This window comes from Bacteroides sp. An279 (assembly GCF_002159615.1).
GTDB lineage: Bacteria > Bacteroidota > Bacteroidia > Bacteroidales > Bacteroidaceae > Phocaeicola > Phocaeicola intestinalis.
In genome coordinates this window covers 18374-44002 of sequence record NZ_NFJA01000023.1, presented here as the reverse complement: position 1 = coordinate 44002, position 25629 = coordinate 18374, and the positions used below count along the sequence as shown (strand labels likewise).

At 50.0% G+C, this 25629-nt stretch carries 10 protein-coding genes and 2 pseudogenes; 1 reads left to right on the top strand and 11 read right to left on the bottom strand.

All coding sequences use genetic code 11. The annotated features are described in order from the left end of the window. Positions 1–172: 172 nt before the first annotated feature. The 11 genes and pseudogenes from B5F78_RS06105 to B5F78_RS06060 all read right to left on the bottom strand — a co-directional run bounded on the left by B5F78_RS06105 (position 173) and on the right by B5F78_RS06060 (position 23362). Positions 173–2116 (bottom strand): glycoside hydrolase family 97 protein, encoded by a 1944-nt coding sequence (locus tag B5F78_RS06105; RefSeq protein ID WP_087406290.1) that lies wholly within the window; start codon positions 2114–2116, stop codon positions 173–175. Positions 2117–2385: 269 nt separating this feature from the next. Further along, complete coding sequence (gene galA, locus B5F78_RS06100) at positions 2386–4842, bottom strand: beta-galactosidase GalA (RefSeq protein WP_239473391.1); 2457 nt, start codon at positions 4840–4842, stop codon at positions 2386–2388. 2 nt (positions 4843–4844) lie between these two features. Further along, a pseudogene (locus B5F78_RS17780) lies at positions 4845–6113 on the bottom strand (glycoside hydrolase family 43 protein); the annotation flags it as partial. Positions 6114–6221: 108 nt separating this feature from the next. After that, a pseudogene (locus B5F78_RS17560) lies at positions 6222–7745 on the bottom strand (glycoside hydrolase family 43 protein); the annotation flags it as partial. 110 nt (positions 7746–7855) lie between these two features. Continuing rightward, positions 7856–9307: a cellulase family glycosylhydrolase gene (locus tag B5F78_RS06090; protein ID WP_087208906.1), complete on the bottom strand. Its 1452-nt coding sequence runs from the start codon at positions 9305–9307 to the stop codon at positions 7856–7858. 19 nt (positions 9308–9326) lie between these two features. Beyond that, positions 9327–10841 carry a glycan-binding surface protein gene (locus B5F78_RS06085; RefSeq protein WP_087406288.1) on the bottom strand — a complete coding sequence of 505 codons (1515 nt, stop codon included), beginning with the start codon at positions 10839–10841 and terminating at the stop codon, positions 9327–9329. A gap of 12 nt (positions 10842–10853) precedes the next feature. Further along, positions 10854–12500, bottom strand: a complete 1647-nt coding sequence (locus B5F78_RS06080) for a RagB/SusD family nutrient uptake outer membrane protein (RefSeq protein ID WP_087406287.1) — start codon at positions 12498–12500, stop codon at positions 10854–10856. A gap of 24 nt (positions 12501–12524) precedes the next feature. Beyond that, a complete protein-coding gene (locus tag B5F78_RS06075; RefSeq protein WP_087208900.1) occupies positions 12525–15707 on the bottom strand; it encodes a SusC/RagA family TonB-linked outer membrane protein in 3183 nt (1060 codons plus the stop codon). A 388-nt stretch (positions 15708–16095) separates the two neighbouring features. After that, positions 16096–18240 (bottom strand): glycoside hydrolase family 43 protein, encoded by a 2145-nt coding sequence (locus B5F78_RS06070; RefSeq protein WP_239473392.1) that lies wholly within the window; start codon positions 18238–18240, stop codon positions 16096–16098. Positions 18241–18492: 252 nt separating this feature from the next. Continuing rightward, positions 18493–20847 (bottom strand): glycoside hydrolase family 3 N-terminal domain-containing protein, encoded by a 2355-nt coding sequence (locus tag B5F78_RS06065; protein WP_087208896.1) that lies wholly within the window; start codon positions 20845–20847, stop codon positions 18493–18495. 76 nt (positions 20848–20923) lie between these two features. Further along, entirely contained in the window at positions 20924–23362 is a 2439-nt protein-coding gene (locus B5F78_RS06060; RefSeq protein ID WP_087208894.1) for a glycoside hydrolase family 95 protein, read from the bottom strand. Positions 23363–24276: 914 nt separating this feature from the next. On the opposite strand from B5F78_RS06060, the gene B5F78_RS06050 reads away from it, so the two are divergent. Continuing rightward, entirely contained in the window at positions 24277–25527 is a 1251-nt protein-coding gene (locus B5F78_RS06050) for a glycoside hydrolase family 5 protein (protein ID WP_087208890.1), read from the top strand. Positions 25528–25629: the final 102 nt, after the last annotated feature.

Here is a 25629-nt window from a genome sequence, read left to right as displayed (position 1 = left end):
TTATTGTTTGGTACCTTTAAAGATATAACATTTTTCCAATTGACCGGCTGATTTGAGATCTGAAGATGCTTATAACATTATTCTTGAATCAATTCAAAACAGTTTCTTATAATTATATTTTTTTCAGATTCATTGTCGTTTGATTTAGGTGATTCGCTCTTGCGGGAGACTGTCATTTCACCAGCACTGTCCCGCCTTCGGGCTGGATGGTCACTTTCACTCCGGACGGTTTCTTTATCCTTGTCTTTCCCGTCTGAAGGATGCGGTCTTTCGTGTCCGAATAGTACGACACTTCGTCCCCTTCGCTGAGCATAGGAAGGTTCAAGGTCAGCTTCAAGGGTTCTTTCCCGGCATTGATTCCGGCGATGTACCAGCGGTTACCGTGGCGGCGGGCCAGTACGCAGAACTTGCCGGGATAGCCGTCGATGAACACAGTCTCGTCCCATGTGGTAGGCACTTCTTTCACGAGGTCCAGTGCGGGACGGGGAGCGTCGGTCAGGTTGTTCGGCGTGATGGGGAAGTTCTGTATCGGATTCTGGAAGAGGACAGCTGTAGCGAGCTGGAATGCATCGGTGGTCTTTCTGATTGCGCCTCCGTCGTTCGTGCGGTTGTACCGCTTGTTCAGGATGCTGCCACCGAACTCCATGCAGCCTACCGTGTTGCGGATGAACGGGTGCAGGCAGGCGTTGAACGCTTCCATATCGTCATAATGCTGGCTGAACATGAAGTTTTCCGAGGCGAGCACCGCTTCGCTGCCCACATAGTTGGGGTACATGCGCTCCCATCCGCGGGGAAGTGTACATCCGTGGAAAATGACCATCAGCCCGTAGTCGTCCGCATCGCTCAGAATGGCTTCGTAGAGGCGCATCGTCTCCTGCTTGTCTCCTCCGAAGAAGTCTACTTTGATGCCCTTCACGCCTATCTTCTTCATCCATTTCATTTCCTTCTTGCGCTCGATGGGGTTGTCCATTCGGTTGGTCGGTCCCTGCACGATGTCGTTCCAGTAGCCGCTCGAGCTGTACCAGAGGAACAGGTCGACGTTCTTAGAGCGTGCGTAGGAGACGAGCCGCTCGATTCCGTCCTTGCCGATGTTCGTGTCCCACCAGTTGTCGACCAGTGTGTACTTGAAACCCATCTCCGAGGCAAGGTCGACAAATTTCACCTGGTCGTCGTAGTTGATGCTCGCGTCCTGCCATACCAGCCAGCTCCATGTGCCCTTGCCGTACCGGTAGACGTGTTCCGAAGCGTAGCGCGGCTCCACCACGTCCCAGGGGACGGTGGTCTCGACTATCGGCTTGAGGTTGTCGCCGACCGTGATTGTCCTCCACGGGGTCGAGCCCGGCAGGGCAAGGCCGGGGGCGACGGTTCCGTTCCCGTTGTTCTCCTCCGGCATGGGGAAGGCGACGGTGAACAGGCCTTCCGGCGTGGCGTCGCTCAGGTGCGAGGCGCAATACCTTGAGTCTACACCGGTTTCGCTCACCAATGCCCATCCGTCATCGCCGATGCGGAACAGGCCGGGGAAGGTAAACCCTTCGCCGAACTGGGAGCGGGTGGTGAGGGGAGCGTCCGTGATGTATTCTTCTTCGTAGCTCGGTTTGGTACGCTTCCATCCTATCATCGGCTTGCTCTGGGGGGTAAGGAACACGGTGGTGTGCGACGGGAAGTCGAATCCCGTGGCCTCACGCTTGATGACGATGCTGCCCGTCTCGCCGTAGCGCGGCATCTCGTAGCGGAAGGCGATGTCGTTGTCGCTCACTCGGAAAGTCACGTCCACCGGCTTCTTCTCCGCGTTTTCGAGGGTCACCGTCAGTTCGTTGGCACGGTATGCGACCTCCGAACGCTTGATGCGGTCCAGCCGGTAGTTCTCCTCGACGGTACGGGACTTCTGTCCGGCGTAGGTCATCTCCCGGCTGAAGTCGCCGACGTTCGAGACGAAGCCGAGGGGGGAGTTCTCGAGGATAGTTTTCCCCCGGTAGGTCACTGAATAGAACGGATTGCCGTCCGTCACTGATATGTCCACTTTAAGCAGGTTGTCCGGTCCGGAAACCGTGGCCTGTTGCGCCCAGAGGGATGCGCCCCCCAGCGCGAGCACGAATAATGCGATTTGTCTTTTCATGGTGAAAGTTTTGTATGGTTTTGTTGATGAATGCAATCGTTCGTTTTTTTTCGTTATAAAATAATGAATCTTCCGGTCGTGCGCAAGTCCGGCACGGCTGTCCTGACCTCTGACAGCTCCAATCCTGCAGGATAAGCACCGTCCCCGCCGGGGGCAACACTTATCCTGACGTTTTGATACTTTCCCGCCAGGGAACAGTACTTATCCTGTATGATTAGTGTTGTCCTCGGGCGGTATCGGCTTTTTTCCTGACGTTTTGCTACTTTTCCCTACCGCGCGCACGTTATTTCGCGGGTGGAGGCTCCGATGCCTTCCCCCTCCACGGTCAGCGTAGCCGTTCCGGTTCCGCCGTCGCTCTGGAGGAGAATCTGCGCCAAGCCGTTGAACGTCTTCACATGGTAGGTGCGGGCGTTGCGGTTCGTCGGACGCTCGTCCTCCTTGTAGGCCGGGTCTCCGTTGCCCACGCCGAGTATGCGTACCGGGCCGTCCACCGTCAGCTTGAGCGGAACGCAGGCGGCCGGGGTGAAGTTCCGCTTCCCGTCCTGAAGTTCTACGCGGACGACCGCCACGTCACGGTTATCCGCGCATATCGTGTCACGGTCCGCGTCCAGCAGGATGCGCCGCGGCGCTCCGGCGGTGCGCACGGTGCGGACCAGCAGGCGTTTTCCGTTCCGATAGCCGACGGCCTTCACCGTCCCGGGCCGGTAGACCGTCTCCCACGACAGATAGCCGTTCTCCGGCATCGGCTTGCGTCCCAGTTTCTTTCCGTTGACTATGAGTTCCACCTCGTCACAGTTGCTGTACGCCCATACGCTCACGCTGTCCCCTTCGTGTCCTTCCAGATTCCAGTGGGGGAAAATGTGCAGCACGGGCTCGTCCGTCCACCACGCCTTCAGGTACCATGCCTCATTCTTCGGGAATCCGCAGTAGTCGAAGATTCCCTTGTGCGAGCCGGTCTGCGGATATCCGATGGGGTTCGGCTCGCCGCGGAAGTCGAATCCTATCCAGTAGAACAGTCCTCCGAGCCAGGGACGTTCGTCGTAGAACCTCCATCCCCGTCCGATGCGGTTCAGCGTTCCGTCCTTTTCGTCAGGGGTGCGGTTGAGTGTGGCTATGTGTCCCTCCTTCGTGTTGTCGTAATAGATTCCCCTCGTTCCGCATCCGGAGATTTCCTCTGTGCCGATACCGATGCGTTTGGGGTATTCCGTCCGGTATTTGTCTATCGGGTTCTGAAGGATGTAGTTGTAGCCCGCCACGTCCGCGGGTATCAGCACGGACGGACCTCCGGCGGAAGCCACGGTCATGAGCCGCGACGGGTCGAAGCGGTGGCAGTATGCACGCATGGAGGCGACGACACGCTCTCCCTGTCCGCTCCATTCCATCCCCCATTCCTCGTTGCCCACGCTCCATAGGATGATGCTCGGATGGTTCCGGTCCCGTTCTATCATGCGTTTCAGCAGGCGGACATGTTCCTCGTTGACCCCGGTCAGGCGGTTTTCTTCGATGACCAGGATGCCCAGACTGTCACATGCGTCCAGCAGTTCCGGAGTCATGGGATTGTGCGAAGAGCGGTAGGCGTTGCATCCGAATTCCTTGAGACGTTTCAGACGGAAAGTCTGCAGCGCGTCGGGAACTGCGGCCCCGGTTCCGGCGTGGTCCTGGTGCATGTTCACTCCTTTCAGCTTCAGGGATTTCCCGTTCAGCAGGAATCCCCGGTCCGCGTCGAAACGGATGTCACGTATTCCGGTGGTGGTCATGTAGGTGTCCACGAGCTTTCCGTCACGTAATACTTCTGTGCGCACCTTGTAGAGGTAGGGCGTGTCCACGCTCCACAATCTTGGATTGTCTACAGTCAGTTCAGTGGAGATTGTCTGCATGGTTTTCGGTGCCAGCGGACTTCCCTCCTGTTCGTAACTCTTCACTTCCCTGCCTTCCCTGTCAAGCAGCGTGTGGCGCAGACGGTAGGAGGGAACCGTCTCCGTGCCGGAATTCTCCATTGTCGTCTCTATGGTGAGCGTTGCCCGGTCATACGGCTCTTTGAGCGTACTGCGGACGAATGTGCCGAATGGGGCCACATGGAGCGTAGATGTCTTGTTCAGCCAGACATGGCGGTAGATTCCCGCCCCTTCGTAGAACCATCCCTCTTCCATGGTTGCGTCCGCGCGGACGGTAATCAGGTTCTCTCCTCCGTAGTTCAGGTATTCGGAGATGTCATACACCTGAGTGGCATATCCGCTGGGTTCTCCGCCCAGATAGAATCCGTTCACCCAGACGCGGGAGTCGCGGAAGATGCCGTCGAACTGCAGGTAGATGTGCCTGCCTTTATCCGTCTCCGGGATAGCTATAGTCTTGCGGTACCATCCCACGCTCGTCTCGGGATATTTGTGCCCGACGGTCTTGTAGCCGTGGCTGTGGCTGGCATCTTTGGAATAGGGCATATCCACCACCCAATCGTGCGGGACATCCACGCGCTTCCAACCCGAAGCGTCGAATTTCGGTGAGTATGGTCCCGTGTTGTGTACGGATGCGGCTTTGGTGAGGTAGTTGAAGGCTTCCGTTCCGCACCCGAAGTCCTTTTCGGGCGATGCGGCGTTCCCGAAGGCGAATTGCCAGTCCTCGTCAAGCCGGATCCGTTCGCGCTGTGCCCGGATGATGGTGCTGTGTCCCAGCATACAGAACAGGACGGCTGCGGCCAGAATGCGGGTAGTCAGTTTCTTGTGACTCATGCTCATTTGAATGTCCAGTATTTGAATTCGATTTGTTTTCCCTTCAATATGAAGAACAGGTCGGCTGTTCCTTTTATCTTTGCCGAAGGCTTGCATTCCAGAACCTGCATCTCCGTATTGTTTATATTGACGGAGGCGAGGAGTTCGCCTTCCGGAGTACTGCGGCGTACTTCGATCGTTCCCTGTCCGCAGGCTTTCACCTGCAGCGCGGAAGGAGCTTTCCCGAACTTTACTCCTCTTACACACAGAATGCCTGTTTCGCCGGAGACGGTCGCCGCCAGCATCTCGCCGGGCTCTTCCCCCTGTACGAACCGGATTTTCTGAGTGGCTGCAACGGTGGATGCCTGCTGGATGGTGAACGGATTCATGGGCTGTATCTGTTCCACGCCTTTCAGTGTCTGGTTCCCCATGTGGATGTCGAGGTTCTTTTCGTCCACCTTGATTTCATCTACACAAATGTTGCGGAACCCTCCGTCCGTATTGTAACTGTGCTGCAGACTCATCGTGTGGTAGAAAATGTACCATTTCCCTCGGTATTTTTCCAGATGGGTGTGGTTGTTGCTGAAATCGAAGCCGTATTCTCCCGGGTTTTTCAGGTAATTGTGACGGTATTCCCAGCTGCAGCTGTCAAGCGGGTTCTTGCTGGTCATGTATGTCATGCAGCAGGTGGTCGGCTTTTCGGTCGGGAAAGGCCAGTCGCTGTAGTCCTGCCAGTCGGTATTGTATGTATATACATAAGTCCCGTTGATGAAGTTCAGTTCATTTGCCTCAAAATGATGGGGAGCATAGATGGGTACTATCGGGCTGTCAATGCTTGTCATGTCTTTTCCTAACCGCATGATGCGTGCGCATGACCCGCCTACGGCCAACCATCCGATACCTTTGTCGTCAATGACGGCTCCGGGGTCGAAAGGAACCCTACAGTCACCCAACTCGGGATTGTTCCCGTCGATGAGGCTTTTGTCGAGCGGGCTGGACCACGGACCGACAGGAGAAGTGGAGGTCAGTACGGCAGTGCCTACTCCACTGTTGGAAAAATAGAGGTAAAAATGTGTCTTTCCGTCTTTTTCTTTCCGTTTGACGATGGACGGAGCCCATGATGCCACAATCCATGGCGCGATGCTGTCTGTCTTGATCAGACCGTGATAAGTCCAATTCACCATGTCGTCCGTTGACATCATGACCAGTGTTTTGATGTGTTCATACGTGTTTCTGCCGTCACGTCCCACTGCTTCATATTGTTGCTGGTCGTTTGTGCCGTAGACGTACAGTCGTCCGTCGTGGACGATTGCTGTCGGATCGGCGGTAAACATGAAATCCAATATCGGGTTCGCGTCTTTTGAAGTCAGTTTTGGAGAAACTTCCGGAACGACAGGCATGTATTTGAAATTGTCAAAGTCCGCATATCCTTGCCCTTCGGCGAAAAGTCCCAGATAGACACCGGTGAACCCTCCGTTGGTCTCAGTGCTCAAATAACGGGTATTCATACGTCCTGCTTCAGTGTAATGTGTGCCGTCTGTAGAATAAGCCAGGGTGTATGTGGCCGCATCTCCTTTGATTCTCAAATAAATGAAATCATCAGGCACCTGGCAGATATCCTTTTCGTAGCAGAGTTCGCTCAGGCGGTAGCGCAGCTTCAGCTTGTTCTCGGAAACGAACAGGTCATAGTGGGCGGAAGGACAAAGGTAGACAGTCATTCCGGCGTTTCCGTTTCCTCTTGCCTGCATTCTTGTGGTGGCCTGGAAATCGATGTCTTCCTGTCTGCGTCCCACGAATGTTGGTGAACAGCCGTAGTCATCCAGTTTTTTTTCGCTTCCTTTTATGCGGAGGAATCCGTTTTTCTCCGTGAGCGAATAGTTTTTTTTGTCTGGGATGCCAATCCAGTTCCATTCCGCTCCTAACTGCGGATTGTTGAAATCCCAGTCCGGACTGTTTTTGACGGTGGTTTGGGGAAGTGTCTTGACATCTTTCATATCCAGATTGATGGTACCGTCTCCGTTTACGACAGGCCATCCGTCTTCATTCCATGCGACGGGAGCCAGAAATGTTTCGCGTCCCAGCACGTGGTGCTGTCCGTTTTGCGTGCGGAAACCGAGGCATACCAGCCACCAGGAACCGTCGTGTGCCTGCACCATATCGGCATGGCCGACTCCCTGTATCGGATTGTTTTCTGCGTTCTGGTTGATGTGGGTCAGAATCGGATTGTCAGGATTGCTCTCATACGGGCCTCCGATGTTCCGGCTGCGGGCGATGGTCACCTTGTGCCCGTATTCTGTTCCGCCTTCGCTTATCATCAGGTAATACCATCCGTCGCGTTTGTAGATGTGCGGTCCTTCGGGGAAACGTCCTCCTGTGCCTCCCCATATACGCTTCGATTCGGAAAGCTGCTCTCCTGTCTTCGGGTTGATTTCGCAGAGCCAGATGGCACCATCGGGATTGCTCACCAGATAGCAGCGGCCGTTTTCGAAATAGAGTGAAGGGTCGATGCCTCCCTGTCTGATCCAGACAGGGTCCGACCATTCTCCATACGGGTTATCGGTATATACCAGAAAGTTTCCCCTGTCTGAAGTGTTGGTTGTAATCATATAGAAAGTACCGTCATTGTAGCGGATAGTGGGTGCGTAGATGCCGCCCCACATGTTTCCTCCTTTGATTTTCAGTTGGGATTCCCGGTTCAGCACGTGCCCGATCTGTTCCCAGTTCACGAGGTCCCTGCTGTGGAAAAGAGGAACTCCCGGAAAATATTCGAACGAGCTGTTCACAAGATAGTAGTCTTCTCCTGCCTTGCAGATGCTCGGATCGGGATGACATCCGGGAATGACCGGATTTTTATATCCTTGTGCAAGGCTATTTCCTGTTGTCAGGAACAATAGTGTGATCAGATAGAATGCCAGTTTCTTCATGTTTCTTGGTCTTGTTTTCGGTGAATAGACAAAGGCACATCGGCACACAGCCTGCGAGACAGTAGTTTGAAGGCCTATGTGTCTTTGTGCCTTTGAGTTTAAGATTTATCTCAGTATGGATATTGTCCTCTTTCCGCTCCTTCTTTCAGCTGGTTGTACACAGTCGGCAGCAGTATCGTTCCGGTACTGCGGTCAAACAGCCCTCCATTTTGTATATCCCATAAGAAAGGAGCCAGTCCGTTGTTCTTGGCTTGTTCTGTAACATAGCCTGTGAAGTAGCCTTGTGACTCATGACAAATCTCTTGAAGTGAATCGACTGGGTGTGTGCGGTACATGGAGCAGTATTCTCCCAATACGAGAGGTATCCCTTTGTCCACAAATTTCTTTTTCATCTTGTCGAACTGTTTACATACGTGCTCTTCCTGCCATCCTTCGTCGATGGGTCCGTATTGGGCGTACGGCTTTCCCCAGAAATAAGTGCTGGTCTCCTCTTCTTCATTCAGACAGAAATTGAACGGGTCGTAATAGTGTACTTCCACGATTGTACGTGCTGAGACAGTATCTTCCGGCAATTCCATCCACATGTCCGTTCTGTTGATGTCGGTCCGCGGGCCTTGGATGACAAGATTGCGGTAAAGGTTGTTCCCACCTGTTCTTCTGACGGCATGCACAAACGCCTGTTCGTATCTGTTGAGGACTGCCATGTCTTCACGGCTTTCTACCACAGGCTCGTTAGCTCCCGCGAAAAGCAATCGTCCGTCGTAGTCTCTGAATGTGGTGGCTATCTGTGTCCATAATTTATATACTTTTGCTTCCACTCTTGCAATGGCATCGGAGGTCATCATGGAAGCATCGCAGGAACCTTCCATCCATCCTCCGTCCCAGTGGATGTTTATGATAGTGTACATGTCTGCATTCATGCAGTAGTCCACCACTTCCTTGACCCTGTTCATCCAGTCTGGTTTGATGGTTATGCCGTCAGCTTCCAGATACTGGTTCCATGAGCAGGGGACACGGATGGCATTGAAGCCCCATGCTTTCATTTGGTCAATTATAGCTTGGGTCGTATGAGGGGCTCCCCAGGCTTCCTCTCCGCCTGTAGCTTCCAGCGTGTTCCCCAGATTGATACCCATCTGGATGGACTTGATGGTTTCGATGGCATCCTTTTCCATTCCCACAGGGTAAGTCTCCGCATTCTTTGAGGTCTGAGTGACTGTGTACTGACGGATATTTCCGCCTGCGTTCATGGTTATGGTTGCTGTACGTCCCGCATCAGTTGTATTCCTTTCTACCGCGATTTTAATGTATTGTTCGTCAGTCGGGTCGCCTGATACATTTGACAAGGTACACCAGGGTTGGTCGCTTGACAGGCTCCATCCCGTATTGGAGGAAAGCTTCGCCATGACGAAAGTCTGTCCGTAGCCGAACGTGATGCTTGTCGATTCTTGTCCGTCAATGCTGAGCGAGAAAACCGCTCCGTCCACTTTGTCGTCCTTGCAGGACTGTAGTCCAAGGACCATTGTCATAAGGAGCAGAAAAAGGTATGTTGTTTTCGTTTTCATATATTTTCAGTTTATATGGTTAATCTTCTTCTTGTTTGATGGGAATAATCCGGATATTGTCTACATATATTTCTACATTTGTGGCTTTAGTGAGGCCGGGATAATTAATATAGAAATTCAATTCGTCACTTATCTTGTTGTTCAGGAACTCACCCCAGGTCTTTTCTTCTACAAGCTTTGTTAACGGAATGCAACATTGCATCCATTTCCCGGTTTCACTTTCTTCTGTAAAACTGTTGATGGGTACATAGTTTTCTAATGTAAAATATGGATCACCCCCCGTATCAGTGCCGTTGGGATGTCCCATTGAAATTTGGATGACTGGGCCATCCATGGGTAATTCCAGATAACATTCAAATTGGAGTTCCAGTTCAGAAATCTGGGTGTATGATGGAATAACATCGGTTGAAGGCCATTTTGCTGTATTGATGAACTGTTTCCACCAAAATAGGTTGCTGGAGTCAATCGTACCTTTTGCTCCTATGCAATTGCCGGTTGAAACATATGGCGGATTTATTCCGTCTGCTACAAACGGAGGATCAGTTCCCCAGCTGAAGCTACCGATTCCATCATAATCTATTATTACATTTTCTATTGGATAGAATATTTCTTCCATCTCAGTCGTTCCGCCTATTGATGTGATGGTAATATGACCGGAATGTGTAGGTGCTTGTGGCATGATAAACGTAAGTTCATCGAAACTTTCAGAAACTGTTACATCCTCTCCCGGAACTTCAAATTCTCCGTTTATGTTGATGTTTGAAACTTCTATGAAGTTTTGGCCAGTTATTGTTACTTCACTTCCGACTACCGGCATTATAGAACTGATATTTGTAATTATAGGTTTGGGCCCGTTCGGTTTAAACTCTATGCTTGCATCGTCTGTGTAGCAATCTAAAATAATCCATCCATCTTGAGTCATTTGGTCTCCCACTGCAAATGTAAGCTCCTCAAAATCGCTATTGATTTGATAGTTCGTTATTTCTTGAGTCACATTAACAGAGTCTGTCGTGTAATAAAGATGCTGTATCTCATAAAAATTAGCACCGATCAGAGTGATGGAATCACCAGGCTGTAGTGGGTAGGTGGCGGCAATTCGGGTTATACTCGGTCCTGGTGAAAGCACATGTAGCGGAAACACGGCAGTTCCATGATTTGTAACGATACGCAATTCGGCCGGTAGTTCCGGATTGGGACCGGATAGTTTAAAATCCTCATCGTATGGGACTGAAATAATCAGACTTGTAGGGGTTGAATATGTAGAATTAAAACTGATTTCTTGTCCATTGATATAGACTTCCATAACACCGCTTAAATTTTCTCCGATAACTGCAATCATTGTTCCCGGATTTACATCCGTAAATGTACTGTCTGCTAATGCAGGATCAGTGAGTCGGATATATTTGATGACAGGCGTTCCGTTTCCATCTCCTTCATTATTTTTACAGGAAGTGGTGGTAAACGCAAAGAATATGGTCAACAATAGTAGGCTTGACCATCCATTTTGGATTATTGTATGAATTATTTTTTTCATAATCTTTTTAGTTTATTCGTTAAAAGTATAAGGAACCGGTTCTTCTCTCAACAATGGATTCTGGATAACGTCAGATTCCGGATAGGGAAGGAATATATCATTATCTGTGATGTTAATTTCTACAGTTGGAGCTGTCCAATGGTCTGGTCCTTCTTGAAAATTACCTTCTGAATCTCGGTTTCCGAAATGTAAATATCCTTGTTTGTCTTTTATAGTGACATCTGCTCTATATCCTCGTTTCTGATTGTTGAAATAGGATAACATTTTTTGAGGTTGCCAGCAATACCATGACACCATATCATACCAATTGCTGAATTCCGCACAATGCTCTATTCTCCGTTCTTTGATGATGTCATCAAATGTAATGGAAGATTTTCTCCAACTCCCTTTTCCGTTAAATCCTCTGTAGCGTACTTTGTTGAAATATTCCAGTCCCGGTCCTGAACTCAAGGACTCGTTGTTACCTAAACAAGCTTCCGCATAGGTCAAGTATACATCTGCCAGGCGCAGGATATAGGTGTTGAGGGGTGAGTTCATGGCAGCTACATAACCGTCGTTGTCATCATCCGGTCCTCCCGGTACTCCTTTTTTTATAGGCGTTCCGGTTCCTGTATAGGTATACCCTCCGTCTGCCATACAAATATATGGATAATAGGACCCGTTGGTGAAAAACGTTGCGTTTCGACGTAAAGTATCTGCCAGTTCATATTGTTCGAGCATGTCTATACCGCCATAAAAGCCTGACCAGGCATTTACTCCTCCTACTACTTCTGGAGAAAAAGCGAGTTCAGACAATAAAGTGTTACAAACTCCCCATTCTCCCAGCGGTACCCATTGCATGGCAAGCAATGATTCTTCGTTGTTTTTGAATTTGTATTTGAACAGGTCTTCATAGTTGGGGAGGAGCTCCAGTCCGCTGTTGTCGCAGACATCTGCGGCGTATTGTCTGGCGAGTTCCAGATCCCCTTCATCGCGTTGTCCTCCTTTCTTCCAGCCGGAACGTGCCAGATAGACTTTTGCCAGCATTCCTTCAGCACCCCAACGGGTTGCTCTTCCTTGTTGGCTTGCTGTTTCTGGAAGATTTTCAGAAGCGTAAGTCAAGTCATTTATAATGAATTGGAATACGTCCTCTTCGCGGTTTAACGGAAGTACGGGATTATCTACAATTTTTTGGTTATCTTCTATAATGATGACAGGTCCCCATGCTCTAACCATATAGAAATAAGCACAAGCTCTCATCAGGCGTGATTCAGCGATAGCTTTTACTTTTGCCTCTTCACTTACATCTGCTGTACATTTAGTATTGACATCATTAATAGTTTGATTAGCCATTGTAATTACACTGTAAAATGATTTCCATGCATTCGCCAAATCCTCGCTTAGTGCAGTCACTTGGAATGTTGTAAATTCGGGGAAAGCCCATGGACTATAAAAATCATTGGCGCGTGTGCTGCCTAAATACATAATGGGTCTACTGTTGTAGTCGAACCATGCTCGATTATATAATGGAGCTGTCGCCGCTTCAAGTGCTTCGTCTGAAGCATAGAAATTGTCGGCGGTATATGAACTCTCAGGAGTTCTATCTAGAAAGCTGTCTTTGCATCCGGACAAATAAATGCCTACGAATACAAGCAGTGTTGATAATATTTTGTTTTTCATTGTTATGCGTTTTTTATGTTTATATTAGAAACTTAGATTCAATCCAAAAGTATAAATACGTTGTGACGGATAGCGTGCAGAATCTACTCCTCGCAGTAATACGTTGTAGTTATATGCTCCGACTTCCGGATCATAACCTTTATATTTAGTGAATGTAAAAGCATTCTGGATATTCATATAGATTCTCAGATTCTCTATTTTCCATTTACGAATCCATTTTTGTGGAAAAGTGTATCCTAACGAAATGTTCTTGATACGCAGATAAGATCCATCTTCTACGAAACGGTCACTCATACGGTTGTTGTCATTGGCGTCTACGGTGCTGAGACGTTGTACAGTTGCAGATTGTGGATTGCTGACTCGTACATTCCAAATGGCATCAGACGGTGAGTTGGGGTCTATCACTTCTACTTTTGCTATACCTGTCGCTTCTTCCAACAGGTTACTGTTTCTCATCGGGTTTGTGAAATCTTGACGAATCAAATTGAGTAGTTTGTTACCATAAACACCATTGATGAAGATGTTTAAGTCAAAACCTTTATAAGTGAACGTATTGTTGAATCCGTATGAGAATTTAGGTTCCGGATTTCCTAAAAAAGTACGGTCCTGCTCGTCTATTACTCCGTCTTTATTCAGGTCTTCGAAGATGAAGTCGCCTACCCAAGTTTCATCAGGAGCGATATGCTGGTTCTCCGGGAGGGCAACTGGAATCCGACTGCCGTTTTTATCAAGAAGGAAATTTCCGTTCCCGTCTCTTTGATAAAAGTCATCTTCTGTTTTGAACATTCCGGTTACTTTATAGCCATAAAATTGTCCGACCGGTTGCCCCACAACGGAGAGGGTCAGAGTTTGTGTTGCATCTAAAACTCCAGACATGCTTGAAGTTTCCGTATAGAGGTCAGTGATCTTGTTTTTGTTGAAAGAGATGGTTAGCCCCGACCTCCATACGAAATCTTTGGTAGAAATATTGACTGTGTTTAATGTAAATTCAGCTCCTCTGTTTTGCATGGCGCCTGCATTTACCCAAGGAGACTGGATAATTCCACTTACGTAAGTGGGAAGAGAAGCACGCATTAATAGATTGTCTGTATTCTTGAAGTAAGTATCGAATATAAATTCTACTCTATTGTCGAAAAGGTTTAAGTCAAGTCCGACATTGTATGCTTTTGTTTCTTCCCATTTAAGCTTATCGTTTGGATAATTACCTGCATAGAATCCTGTTCCCCAGATACTGGCAGCTGATGCCATTGTCACTCCATATGCATAGCTGTCGGCAGATTGATTACCTACCAGTCCCCATCCGAGTCTCAGCTTTAGATTGTTCAGCCATTTTACATTTTTCAGGAATTTTTCGTTGTTGATTCTCCATGCCAATGCAACGGAGGGGAATACACCCCAACGGTTAGCAGGACCGAAAGTGGACGACCCGTCACCGCGAAGTGTAAATGTGGCAAGATAACGTTCGTCATATCCGTAAGTGAATCTTCCATAGTAGGATTCAATGGCAGATGAACCTCTGCCACTGCTGTTTTTGGCTGTAGTTGCATCCCCCATATTCAGCTCGTGTATCGTGTTGAATATGTAGTTTTGACGACTTCCTTGAAGATTCTCCCATGAATTTTCTTGTGCCTCGTGACCGACCATTGCCGAAATGTTGTGTTTCCCGAATGTTCCGTTGTAAGTTAGAAAAGTTTTGAGAGTCCAGTTGGAACCATTGTTGGCACTGCGTCTTCCTTCTGAGGTTTGTGTATAGTGCCCATAGTCATAAAACGGTTGATAGTAATAATTGTTGCTGTAAGAATAATTTCCGGCATATTCTGCACGGAATACGAGTCCTTTCCATAGTGTCAGGTCTGCAAAAAAGTCAATGTACATTTGTGTTCCTTTGTCATAGTTTTCACGTAAAAGGGCTTCTGCAACCGGATTGGCAAAATAAGTTCCGAAATTTTCTGTTTCTTGTGCTCCCCAACTTCCGTCCGGGTTACGCGCTGGTGTATCTGGTAATTGTTCGATGGCTGTGCGGATGATGTTGCCATTGTCTATCGTATTGTGTTGTGTCGTTTTTGCAACGGAAGCTCTCAGTCCCGTAGATAGCCATTTTGTGATCTTGTTGTCGATGTTGACACGTGCGGAGAAACGCTCGAAGTCGGAACCGATAGCGATTCCTTCTTGTTTCAGATACCCGCCGGATATGGAATATTTTACATTGTCATTACCACCGGATATATTTATCTGGTGATTATGCATGGATGCGTTTTGGAAGATCTCATTCTGCCAGTCTGTTCCATTTCCTAACAAACTGGGATCAGCAAATTCTTCACGTTCACCGAATCCTATTATATCGGCACGCATGTTTTGATATTCTGCATATTCGCGTAGGTTCATGACATCCAGTTTTTTAGGAAGTTGCTGTAATCCATAGTATCCTTCGTATGAAATTTTGGTTTTGCCGGCTTGTCCTTGGCGCGTTGTGATCAGAACGACACCGTTTGATGCGCGCGAACCATAGATGGCTGTAGCAGAAGCATCTTTCAGAATTTCCATGGATACGATATCGGACGGATTGATGGCTGAAAGGACGCTTGAATTAGTGCTGTTGTTTCCGGATATAGCTACACCGTCTATAACGTAGAGCGGTTCGTTTCCGTTGAGTGAGTTGATACCGCGGATGCTGACGGAGATACCTCCGCCCGGAGCTCCCGAGTTCTGGGTGACGGATACACCGGCGGCACGGCCTTGAAGTGCCTGGTCAAGTGAGGTGATGACCGACTGTTTGATTTCGTCTTCGCTAATGGAAGTCACTGCACCTGTCAGGTCACTTCTTTTCATCGTACCGTAACCTACTACAACTACTTCATCCAATATTTTTGAGTCCTCTTTCAACTGTACATTAACAATCGTTTTGTTCGCCTTGATTTCCTGGGTTTGGTAGCCGATGTAGGAGAAAATCAGTGTCTCGTTGGAACGGGCTTGAATGGAATACTTTCCATCTAGATCGGTAATTGTTCCTACGTTGGGCCTTTCTTTTACTTGTACACTGACGCCGATAAGTCCTTCTCCATCTGTACTGGATGTAACTGTCCCTGTTACAGTCCTGTTTTGAAGCGGACTAGCGGAAGTGAGATTAACAGGACCAAATAAAAGTAAGGTCCATGCAATGCACCACAGATAAAGACTTCTGTGCCTTGTTCTAAAACTGTTTTTCATGATACAATATTTTAAAAATTAACCGAATTGTTTCTGTTTTCTTGTCTGTTTGTTTTTTTTAGACAAATGTAAGAAAAGTTGTACCGAAGCGGATGCTAGGATGTTTTTGAGGTGTGTTGTTTTTTCAGAATAGGATGTTTGAATGTTTTTTTCAGATGTCTGGAATGTTGCCTGAATTTTTTCATACCCGTTTCAGAGGGTATTGTAGGCAGGGAAACGGACTTTTGGAATCATTGCGTGTGTTGTTCCTTTTCGTGTGCTTGCTGTAAGTCGGAACTTGCGTCGGGCAGAGGGGGTGTGTCAAATAAAAAGTCATTTTTATTTCAGCACACCCCCTTCTCCGGACGAATGTCGGACTTTGGCAGTCGTCTTTCATGTATGTCGGTTTTCATTTGCCGTTGCTTCCCACTTCCTCCCAGAGGAATACGGTTCCGTTCATCCGGCTTGCCGATGTTCCCGGCCAGTCGACGGCATAGGCTTCGCCCGATGCAGGATCAAGCCCTACATAGCGGTGTGTCTTCAATGACATCAGCATACATTGTCCGTGGAGCATGTCCTGCCACATGAACAGGCAATCCTCCGTTTCCACCGGAGACAGGCGTAAGTCACCGGACATGCCCAAACCGGCTACGGTCATATAGCCTGTCCCGTTTACGGCCTTGAGGACGACTTTTCCATTTCCTCTGTCCTGCACTTCAAACATACAGTCGGAAGGGTTGCGCTTTTTCATGTCTTCCCATACGGAATAGACCATTCTGCGCGGGTTTGCCTGCATCCATTGTCTGTTGCCGAGGTTCAGGAAACTGACGGTCTTGCCCAACGGGATATTGCAGCTGCGGTCGGCAAGAGGCTCTTCCACATTGAAATCGTCGAATTCGGCATATCCGCCTTCTTTCCCTTGGCGGTTGAATGCGAACAGTGCGTATCTCGCGCCTTGAAAGATTTTGGTCTGATACGGTACGGGCAACCGTTTCCCTATATTCCGGAAATTGACGCCGTCAAAGCTGTAACTGAATTCTGCCCATTCGTGCTCAAAGTCGCCGGTGATGCGCAGGAATATTCTTGGTTGGTCCAAAGGCATTTCTATAGTTTCGTCCGTGCCCAGATTATAGTAGTGCAGGCAGGGATTTTTGTCCTTTACGGCGATGCCTACCCACTCATAAGGGATGTTCAGCAGTCCGAGACCGGCAATGTCTCCTTCTTTCATGTGGGAAGCGTCCAGCGTTACGGTAGTGACGGAAACCGGACCGATACCCCGTTGGGTCAGGGTGTTCTTTGCCCAATAGAAGTCTTTGGCAGGCATCGTGTGCAGACGGAGTCTGCCTTTCTTTATGGTCCATTTGCTGTCATCGGGGAGATGGTTCCATTGCCAGACGGGCAATAGTTTCCCTGAGTCGAAGTTGTCGCTGCGGACGTATGGGGCGTGGGGCGTGACTTTCGTTGACACATCGGGCTTGAACCATGTTCTCGGAGAGCGTCCCAGGTTGTTTTCAAGTCCGAAATACGGCCATCCGTCCACCCATGTTACGGGTGAAAGGCAAGTGGTGCGTCCGACCGCAAGGAAGTCCAGCATGGAGAATCCCCACCAGTCGCCGTTTTCCAGTTGCACTATCCCTCCTTGGTGAAGTGTCGCACATCCCATATTGTCTGCATTGGGTTTGTAGGTTTCCATCTTCCATTTCTTCATCTCTGGCATGGCACCGTCCATTGGCACGTTCGTGATCCATGTGGAATGTTCGGTTCCCATTGTTTCGCGGTTGCTGATTACACGTGTTTCATAAGGGCCTTCCAGTTTGTCGGCACGTGCGCACATCATCCGTCCCATAGGCGCGTAGTCTGCACTGATTATATAATATTTCCCGTTAATTTTGTAGGCGTGGTGTCCTTCTCCCATAGCGTTTCCACGGGGGATAAGACACCGGTCACTGCCTTCCACAAAGCCACTCAAGTCCGGTTTGATTTCGATGCAATGAACTTCATCATAGCCGTAAATCGCATATATTTTCCCGTTGTCAAACAATACGGAAACATCATGGGTGGCTCCTCCCATATTGTGATGTTCCCATGGTCCTTTCGGGTCTTTAGAAACGAAAACCTGCATTCCGATTCCGTTGATGTTTGAGAATATGTAAAATTTGCCTTCATGATACCGGATACAGGGAGCCCAGATGCCTTGCCCGTATGCTTCTTTTCCGTCTTCTAGGCGGAATCGGGGGTCGTTGACCGGAATATGATCGAATGCGTAGCTACAGAATTCCCAATTCACAAGATCCTTTGATACCAGAACAACTAGACCGGGGTTACAATGCATCGTTGTACCTACAAGATAGAATGTGTCGTTCACCCGAATCATGTCGGGGTCGGAAAATTCATCGTAGAACAAGGGGTTTGTAAATGTTCCGTTTCCGTTGTCGGCTGTCCAGGATTTTTGCTGTCCCCATGCCGTAAAAATTGTCAGATTGAAAATAATGGCAAATGTCAAGACCTTTCGGATTTGTATGCCAGTCATGTTAGGCGATGGATTCCTTTTCATTGTTTTTGTCCTCCTGATTGAATATTATTTATGTGAATCAGGAGGTGAAAATGTTTCCTGATTCACGGTTTAAAAGTCATTTGTATATGTATATCTGTGATGTCTATAAGTCTTCTCTACGTTTCCATTGCCAGAGATTCGGCTGCAACACCAGTCCCGATTTTACGGACGGGGAGATCCTTGCATAATCGGTTGGTCACCGGTTCTTTGAATATACGAAATCGTAAATACCTTGGGAGTTTTGATGTACATTTATCTGTTCGGCGTGACCCAGACCTTGGTCTCGTTGCATTTCAGGTCAATCCACTGGTCGCCGCACTTGAACTTGAAGTCGCCTTCCTCCAGCCGCCATTTTCCGTCGTAGCCCACGAACGCCATATCGCTTCCTTTCAGTTTCAGCGTGACGGTCTTGGTCTCTCCCGGTTCCAGCGAAATCTTGTTGAAGTTGCGCAGGCGGATGTTGTCGGGCGTGCTGCTCGCTACCAGGTCCTTCGAGAACAGGAGCACGCTTTCCTTTCCGGCTATTTTGCCCGTGTTAGTCACGTCCACCGTGAAGGTCAGTTCGTCATCGGCGTTGAAAGTCGTCTTGTCCGCCTTCAGGTTGGCGTATTTATAAGTGGTGTAGCTCAGTCCGAAGCCGAACGGCCACTGGATATCCATCACCGAGTCGTAGTTGTAGTTTCCGCCCATCTGCCCGATGTTCTCGCACGGCTTGTAGTCGTATGTGGCGAGTGCGTTGATGTGTTTCGGATAAGTGAACGGCATCTTTCCGCTGAAGTTGCTGTCTCCGGCGAGCAGGTTGGCGAGCGCGTCACCTCCGTAGTTGCTCGGGAGCATCACGTTGACGATAGCCTTGGCCAGCGGCTCGATGTCCTTGATGAGGCGCGGGCGGCCCTGGTTCAGGATGAGCACGACGGGTTTTCCGGTCTTCGCCAGCGCCTTCACCAGTTCCTGCTGGTTGGCGGAGAGGTTCAGGTCAGTCAGGTTGCCCGGAGTTTCGCAATAGGAGTTTTCGCCGATGCAGGCGATGATGATGTCCGCACGACTTGCGGCTGCCACAGCCTTTCCGATTTCCGGCGTGTTCTCTTCCCACCAGTTGTCGTTCTTGTACGGAGCGTAGGTCACTCCCGGCTCGTAGATGACGTTCCCTTTCCCGTACTTGTCGCACAGTGATTCATAGATTGTATTGTAAGCCTGCGCGCATTCGTCTGCCCGGTGTCCCTGCCAGCTGTACGACCATCCTCCGTTCAGACAGCGCATGGAGTTGGCGTTCGGTCCCGTGAGGAGAATCCGCTTCCCCTTGGCAATCGGAAGCAGGCCGTCCTCGTTCTTCACCAACACTTCCGATTCCTCAGCAGCCTGCAAAGCGACCTTGGCGAACTCTTCCGAGCCAAACTTGTCGTATTCCTTCACGTCCCAATACGGATTGTCGAACAGACCGAGGCGGTATTTCAGGCGGAGCACGCGCGAAACGGCGTCGTCGATGCGGCTCATCGGCACCTCGCCTTCTTCCACTAGTTCCTTTAAGTAGTCGCAGAAACTTACTTCATACGGCACCATTGACATGTCAATGCCCGCATTGATGGCAATCTTGATAGCTTCCTTTTTGGTCGCTGCAATGTGGTCGCGCGTGCAGAGGTTGTTGATGTCCGCCCAGTCGGTCACGATAAGTCCGTCCCAGTTCAAATCCTCTTTCAGCCATTGGGTGAGGAACTCCCGGTTGGCGTGGAAAGGCATCCCGTTGTCCACACCGGAGTTGACCATCACGCTCAGTGCGCCGTGGCGTACCGCTTCGAGGTAGGGGGTGAAATGCTTCTCGCGCATGTCGCTCCGTGAGATGGACGAGGGTGTGCGGTCTTTTCCCGAGACGGGAACTCCGTAACCCATGTAGTGCTTCATGCAGGCCGCCACGTTGTTCTTGCCGATGTGGTTCGGGTCTTCTCCCTGGAAACCCGACACTGTGGCTTTACCCATTTCCGCGTTCACGTAGCAGTCCTCGCCGTAGTTCTCCCACATGCGCGACCAGCGCGGGTCTCTTCCCAAATCGACTACCGGCGCGAAGTTCCACGGAATGTTGCAGGCCTTGGTCTCGTAGGCAGAGATTTCCGCACTCCGTTTTACGAGGTCTCGGTTGAATGTGGCCGCCATGTTCACTCCCTGCGGAAACATGGTTCCGTCCAGCGTGTAGGTTGTCCCGTGTATCTGGTCCACGCCGTAGATGCAGGGGATTCCGATTTCCTTCATTGAGAGTTCCTGAATCTGCCTGATAGATTCGGCCCATTTTTCCTTGGTCTGGGCAACGCTCAGCGGTACGTTCAGCAAGGAGCCGACCTTGTACTTTCCGATTACGGTGTCCAGTTTCGCCTTGTCGAGAGTAAATCCGTTCTTTTGGCTCGCCTCGAAGTCAGTCACCACGTCGATGGTGATTTCGCACATCTGCCCGATTTTCTCTTCCAGTGTCATCTTGTCCAGCCATTGCCGGATGTTGTTCTCTATTTCCGGATCGGAAGGGATGGCGGGAGCAGTCTTTGTCTGCTGGCAGCCGGTCTGCAGTACAGCACTGGTGCATATCATGGATGCCAGTGCGATTTTAGTAATGTTTTTCATGAATCTTTATATGTTTGGGTTTGTTTTATGCAAATGTAGCAGAAGCCTGTTACACAGATACTGATATTTTTGACGATTAGAACTTGAAAACGATGACGGCCTTTTCGCCTTTTTTCAGTGATAGTTTCATGTAATCGTCCGGCTTTTCTTTTTTCCTGTTCACCAGAACCCGGCGTACTTTCCCGGGCATTTTCAGTGTGATGTCCGGATTCCATCCCCCGGTGATTTCCACCCTTTGAGGTTTCCCGTCCTTCCATTCCAGACTAACGGTCGCTCCTCCGCGTACCTTGAAACCGTAGAAACGTCCTTCTGTCCATGAATCAGGGATTGCCGGAAGCAGATTTATGAATCCGTCTTGGCTTTGGAGCAGCATTTCGCTGATACCCGAAGTGCCTCCCCAGTTTCCGTCTATCTGGAAAGGCGGATGCGAACAGAACAGGTTCGGGAAAGTCCCGCTTCCGTGCTGTGAGGGGGTTGTTGGGGTATAGGCCGGATGGAGCAGGTTGCGTAGCAGGGAGTAAGCCCGGTTTCCGTCACCCAGCCGTGCCCAGAAGTTGATTTTCCATGCCCGGCTCCATCCTGTCCCTCCGTCACCACGTCTGTTTAAAGTCTGTCTGCAGGCTTCCGCCAGTTCCGGAGTCTTGACCAATGAAATCTGGTTGCCCGGATGCAGGCCATATAGGTGGGAGACGTGACGATGATGTATGTCTGTCTCTTCATAGTCTTCCAGCCATTCCATCAGATATCCTTTTCTGCTGATTTGATGGGGAGGCAGCTGTTTCAGGGCTTCTTTCAATTGTCGGGTATATGCTGTGTCGGTGTGCAGGACGGCTGCGGCATCAATTACGTTGGTGTACAGTTCGCGTACCAGCTGGATGTCCATTGTCGGTCCCATACATACGCTGACAGGAGTGCGGTCTGTTCCCACATAGAAGGTGTTTTCGGGCGAAGAACTCGGTGCTGTGACCAGCCATCCGTGCCTCGGTTCCTTTATCATGGTTGAGAGAAAGAATTCCGACGCTCCCTTTAGTATGGGATAGATTTCCGACAGGTATCGCTTGTTGCCCGTGTAGAGATAATGTTCCCACAGGTGTGCGCACAGCCAGGCGCCTCCGGTATTGGTCGCTCCCCAGGAGGGATGTCCTCCGGGGGCTGTGTATTCCCATACGTTTGTCATCATGTGGAGCACCCATCCTTTGGCATTTTCGCCATAGAATGCTTTCGCGCTTGCTTCTCCGTTCGGTACCAGTCGTTTTGTCAGGTCGATAAGCGGTTGGTAAAGCTCGGAAAGGTTTCCCGGTTCTACCGGCCAGTGGTTCATTTGAATGTTGATATTGGCATGATAGTCTCCGTTCCATGGTGTTCCCGGTTCGTTCGCCCACAGGCCTTGCAGGTTGGGAGGAAGGCTTCCCGGACGGGTGCTGCTGATGAGCAGGTAGCGTCCGTAGTTGTAATAAAGTGCGGCGAACGAAGGATCGTCCTGCTTCTGGAATGCTTCCAGCCTTCTGTCGGTGGGAAGTGTGGATATCACGGCATTTTCCGGCAGGCTGACTCCTGTCCGTCCGAACAAGTGCCGATAGCTCTGGACGGTTTCCTGTTTTAGTGTATTCAGGCATTCTTCCTTGCCGGTTACGTCGGCAAGCAGGCGTTCCGCCTTGGTCTGGTAGACTTCTCCGGAAAGGAAAGACGTGGCGGCTGAGACGATTATCCACGCTTCATCGGCTGATACAGCTTCAAGTGCGTTCTCCTGTGGACGCAGACGGCTCTTTTCTCCGGATAGTTTCACTTCGGCCACGGCTGCATAGCGCACTCCTTGCCTTTGAGGATTTCCGCTGTCCAGCTCTCCTGTCAGCTCCAGCTTTCCTTCACAAGGCTTCCGCAGAATTCCCCTTTCCGGACGGCTCAGTGTCAGCCGGAAATGGAGGGAGGCGGGGCGGTCGGTTTTCAAGTGTACGGCGATGACATCCTTGTCTCGTGAAACGAAATATCCGCGAACATAGTTTGTACGCCCTTTCGTGAATGTTGTGTAGGCGACACTTTCGTCAAGGTTCAGCTGCCGCCGATAGGAACGGACGGAGCCGGTGTCGGGATAAACGTAATCGACATACATGTCTGCGAGCATCTGGAATGCGCCGTAGGTGTTCCCGGTTTCCGGCTGTACAGGCACGAAGTCAGAAAACATCCGTTCCTGGGCTTCCTTGTTTTTGCCCTGCATCAGCAGTTCCTTGATGGCGGGAAGGCTCTCGGACGCTTTCGGATTTCTGTAATCCGCTTCCGAACCGCTCCACATGCTGATTTCGTTCAGTACGATATGTTCCCTCTCTATTCCCCCGTCGGGCATCATGCCTAATCTTCCGTTGCCTAACGGAAGAGTTTCCTCCCATTGGGATGCGGGCTTGTCGTACCATAAGGTCAAGTCGGGCGATTCTTTTCTTCCGTAGTCCGCGGGCAGGGAGAATGCGGGCGATGAAAACAGCAGGGCCAATGCAATGATGTGTCTCTTGTTGATTTTCATGGGTGTGATAGCCTTTTTATGAATAATGCGGATTGGGAGCACGCCATCCCTGTCGGTATTCCGGCTCCCGGTTTCTGCAAAGGTAAGTTTTTTACTGGAACGGCAAGGGCTTTCCTTACCATATATATAAGGCGGAATGTTTCAGAAAGGAATGCGGGATGTTGCTTGAACAGGCACAGATACAAATGAATACCCTGTTGGTAACATTTCGTCCGACGATATAACAAAACTTCAATTTTGTAGATTAGAGAACAAAATGTCACATAACACCGGTTTTCTCTGACCGGACCCGATGGAATTTTCCCTGAAATAGAAGCCGTTTCTTAATAAATATAAAGCGTAACCCCGTTCAGAAGCTCTCTGGAAGGGGTGGGGACACGGAACATTTCCGCAAAAATGACCCGATTCGAGGAGCAAAATGTCCCGTCGTTTGCTGGAAAGTGACGGGACATTTCCTATAAAACGTCCCGTTACTTTGGGAAAAGTTTCCCGGAAGCCTTTGGAACATGGCGGAGCGCCCGCTTTTTTCTCCGGAATCTCCTTTCCCGAATCGCTTTGTAGAGTGTTATAAAGAAACTAATTTTTGCCCGTCAGTATCTGTAAGGAAATAGAAAAATCGATTGACGTTATATTTGTTCTTTAAAAACCCGAATATGCTTTCAGTCTGTTTTCCTTGCGGCTTCTTCTCTTTTCGTTTTTCCGGATTCCTCCGGGTTTGCTTCCATGCGGACGATTCTCGCCGCCCGGAATTGACATTGTGTCAGAATGACAAAAAGAGTGTCAGGGCTTGGGTATACCTGTCGGAATGTTTCAATGTGTGTCCGGAAACATTTGATACCTTCCGAAGAAACAAATGAAGTTTCGTGTTTGGCATAGGAGACGTATTTTTACTTTCCTAAAAACTTTAAGGCATTATGAACAGGCATTTATCAGGAATGGGATGGACGGCGGTCGCATGGGCGGCCCTTGCCGTGGTGGTTCTCACGGGGTGTGGAAAGAAAGTAAGTAACTGCATATCGGGCGAAACCCCTTACGAAGTGGCGGCAAGTCTGGGACTGGGGTGGAACCTCGGGAACCAGCTGGATGCGTTCCGTGACGGAGTGGCGGAAGAAACCGCCTGGGGCAATGATTCCGTGACGCAGGAACTGTTCGACGGGCTGGCGTCCGCCGGCTTCACTACCGTCCGCATTCCGGTTACGTGGAAAGGACATTTCGGCGGTGCTCCGGACTATGCCGTCGAACCTGCCTACATGGACCGTGTGGCGGAAGTGGTGGGCTATGCGGAGCGTGCCGGGCTGAACGTCCTTGTCAATGTCCACCACGACGGGGACTGGCTCGACATCAAGCGGGCCGCTGCAGACGAAAAGGTGAACGAAACGGTCAAGGCCCAGTTAAAGGCAATATGGACGCAGATTGCCGTCCGGTTCAGGGACAAGGGGAATTTTCTCGCGTTCGAGGCGATGAACGAGATTCACGACGGCGGTTGGGGATGGGGGAACAACCGCAAGGACAGCGGCAGGCAATATGCCGTGATGAACGAGTGGAACCAGGCGTTCGTGGATGCGGTGCGTGCCACGGGCGGGAACAATGCGGACCGTTATCTCGGCGTTCCGGCCTACGTGACCAATATTGACATTGCGGTGGAGAGCTTCGTGCTTCCGGAGGATAAGGCCGACAACCGCCTGATGCTTGCCGTCCACTTCTATGATCCGGTGGATTTCGCATTGAACGCTACCCGTTCGGAGTGGGGGCATACGGGCGACCCCGCAAAGAAGGCTTCCTGGGGCGACGAGGACAATGTGCGTGCCCAGTTCGGCAAGATGAAGTCCGCCTTTATCGACAAGGGAATTCCGGTATATATCGGGGAGATGGGCTGCGTGCACCGTAGCGACGCGCGTGCAGAAGCGTTCCGCCTGTATTATCTGGAATATGTATGCAAGGCCGCAAAGGACTACGGGATGGCTCCTTTCTATTGGGACAACGGCGGTTCGGGAAGCGGAACCGAGATGTCAGGCTTGTTTGACCGTGTCACGGGCGAGTGGCTGAACAATGGTCGGGAGGTGGTCGAGGCGATGAAGCGGGGTATCTTTACGGAGGATAAGTCCTATACGCTGCAATGGGTTTATGAGAACAGGGCACCTGTGGGAATGAAGGATGAACAATGAACAATTAATAATGCGAATCGGGAGTTGATGCACCGATTCGCATTATATATCTGGTAGACGTACCTCTGTGTTCAAAAAACAAATTCGACACGCCCTCACTGC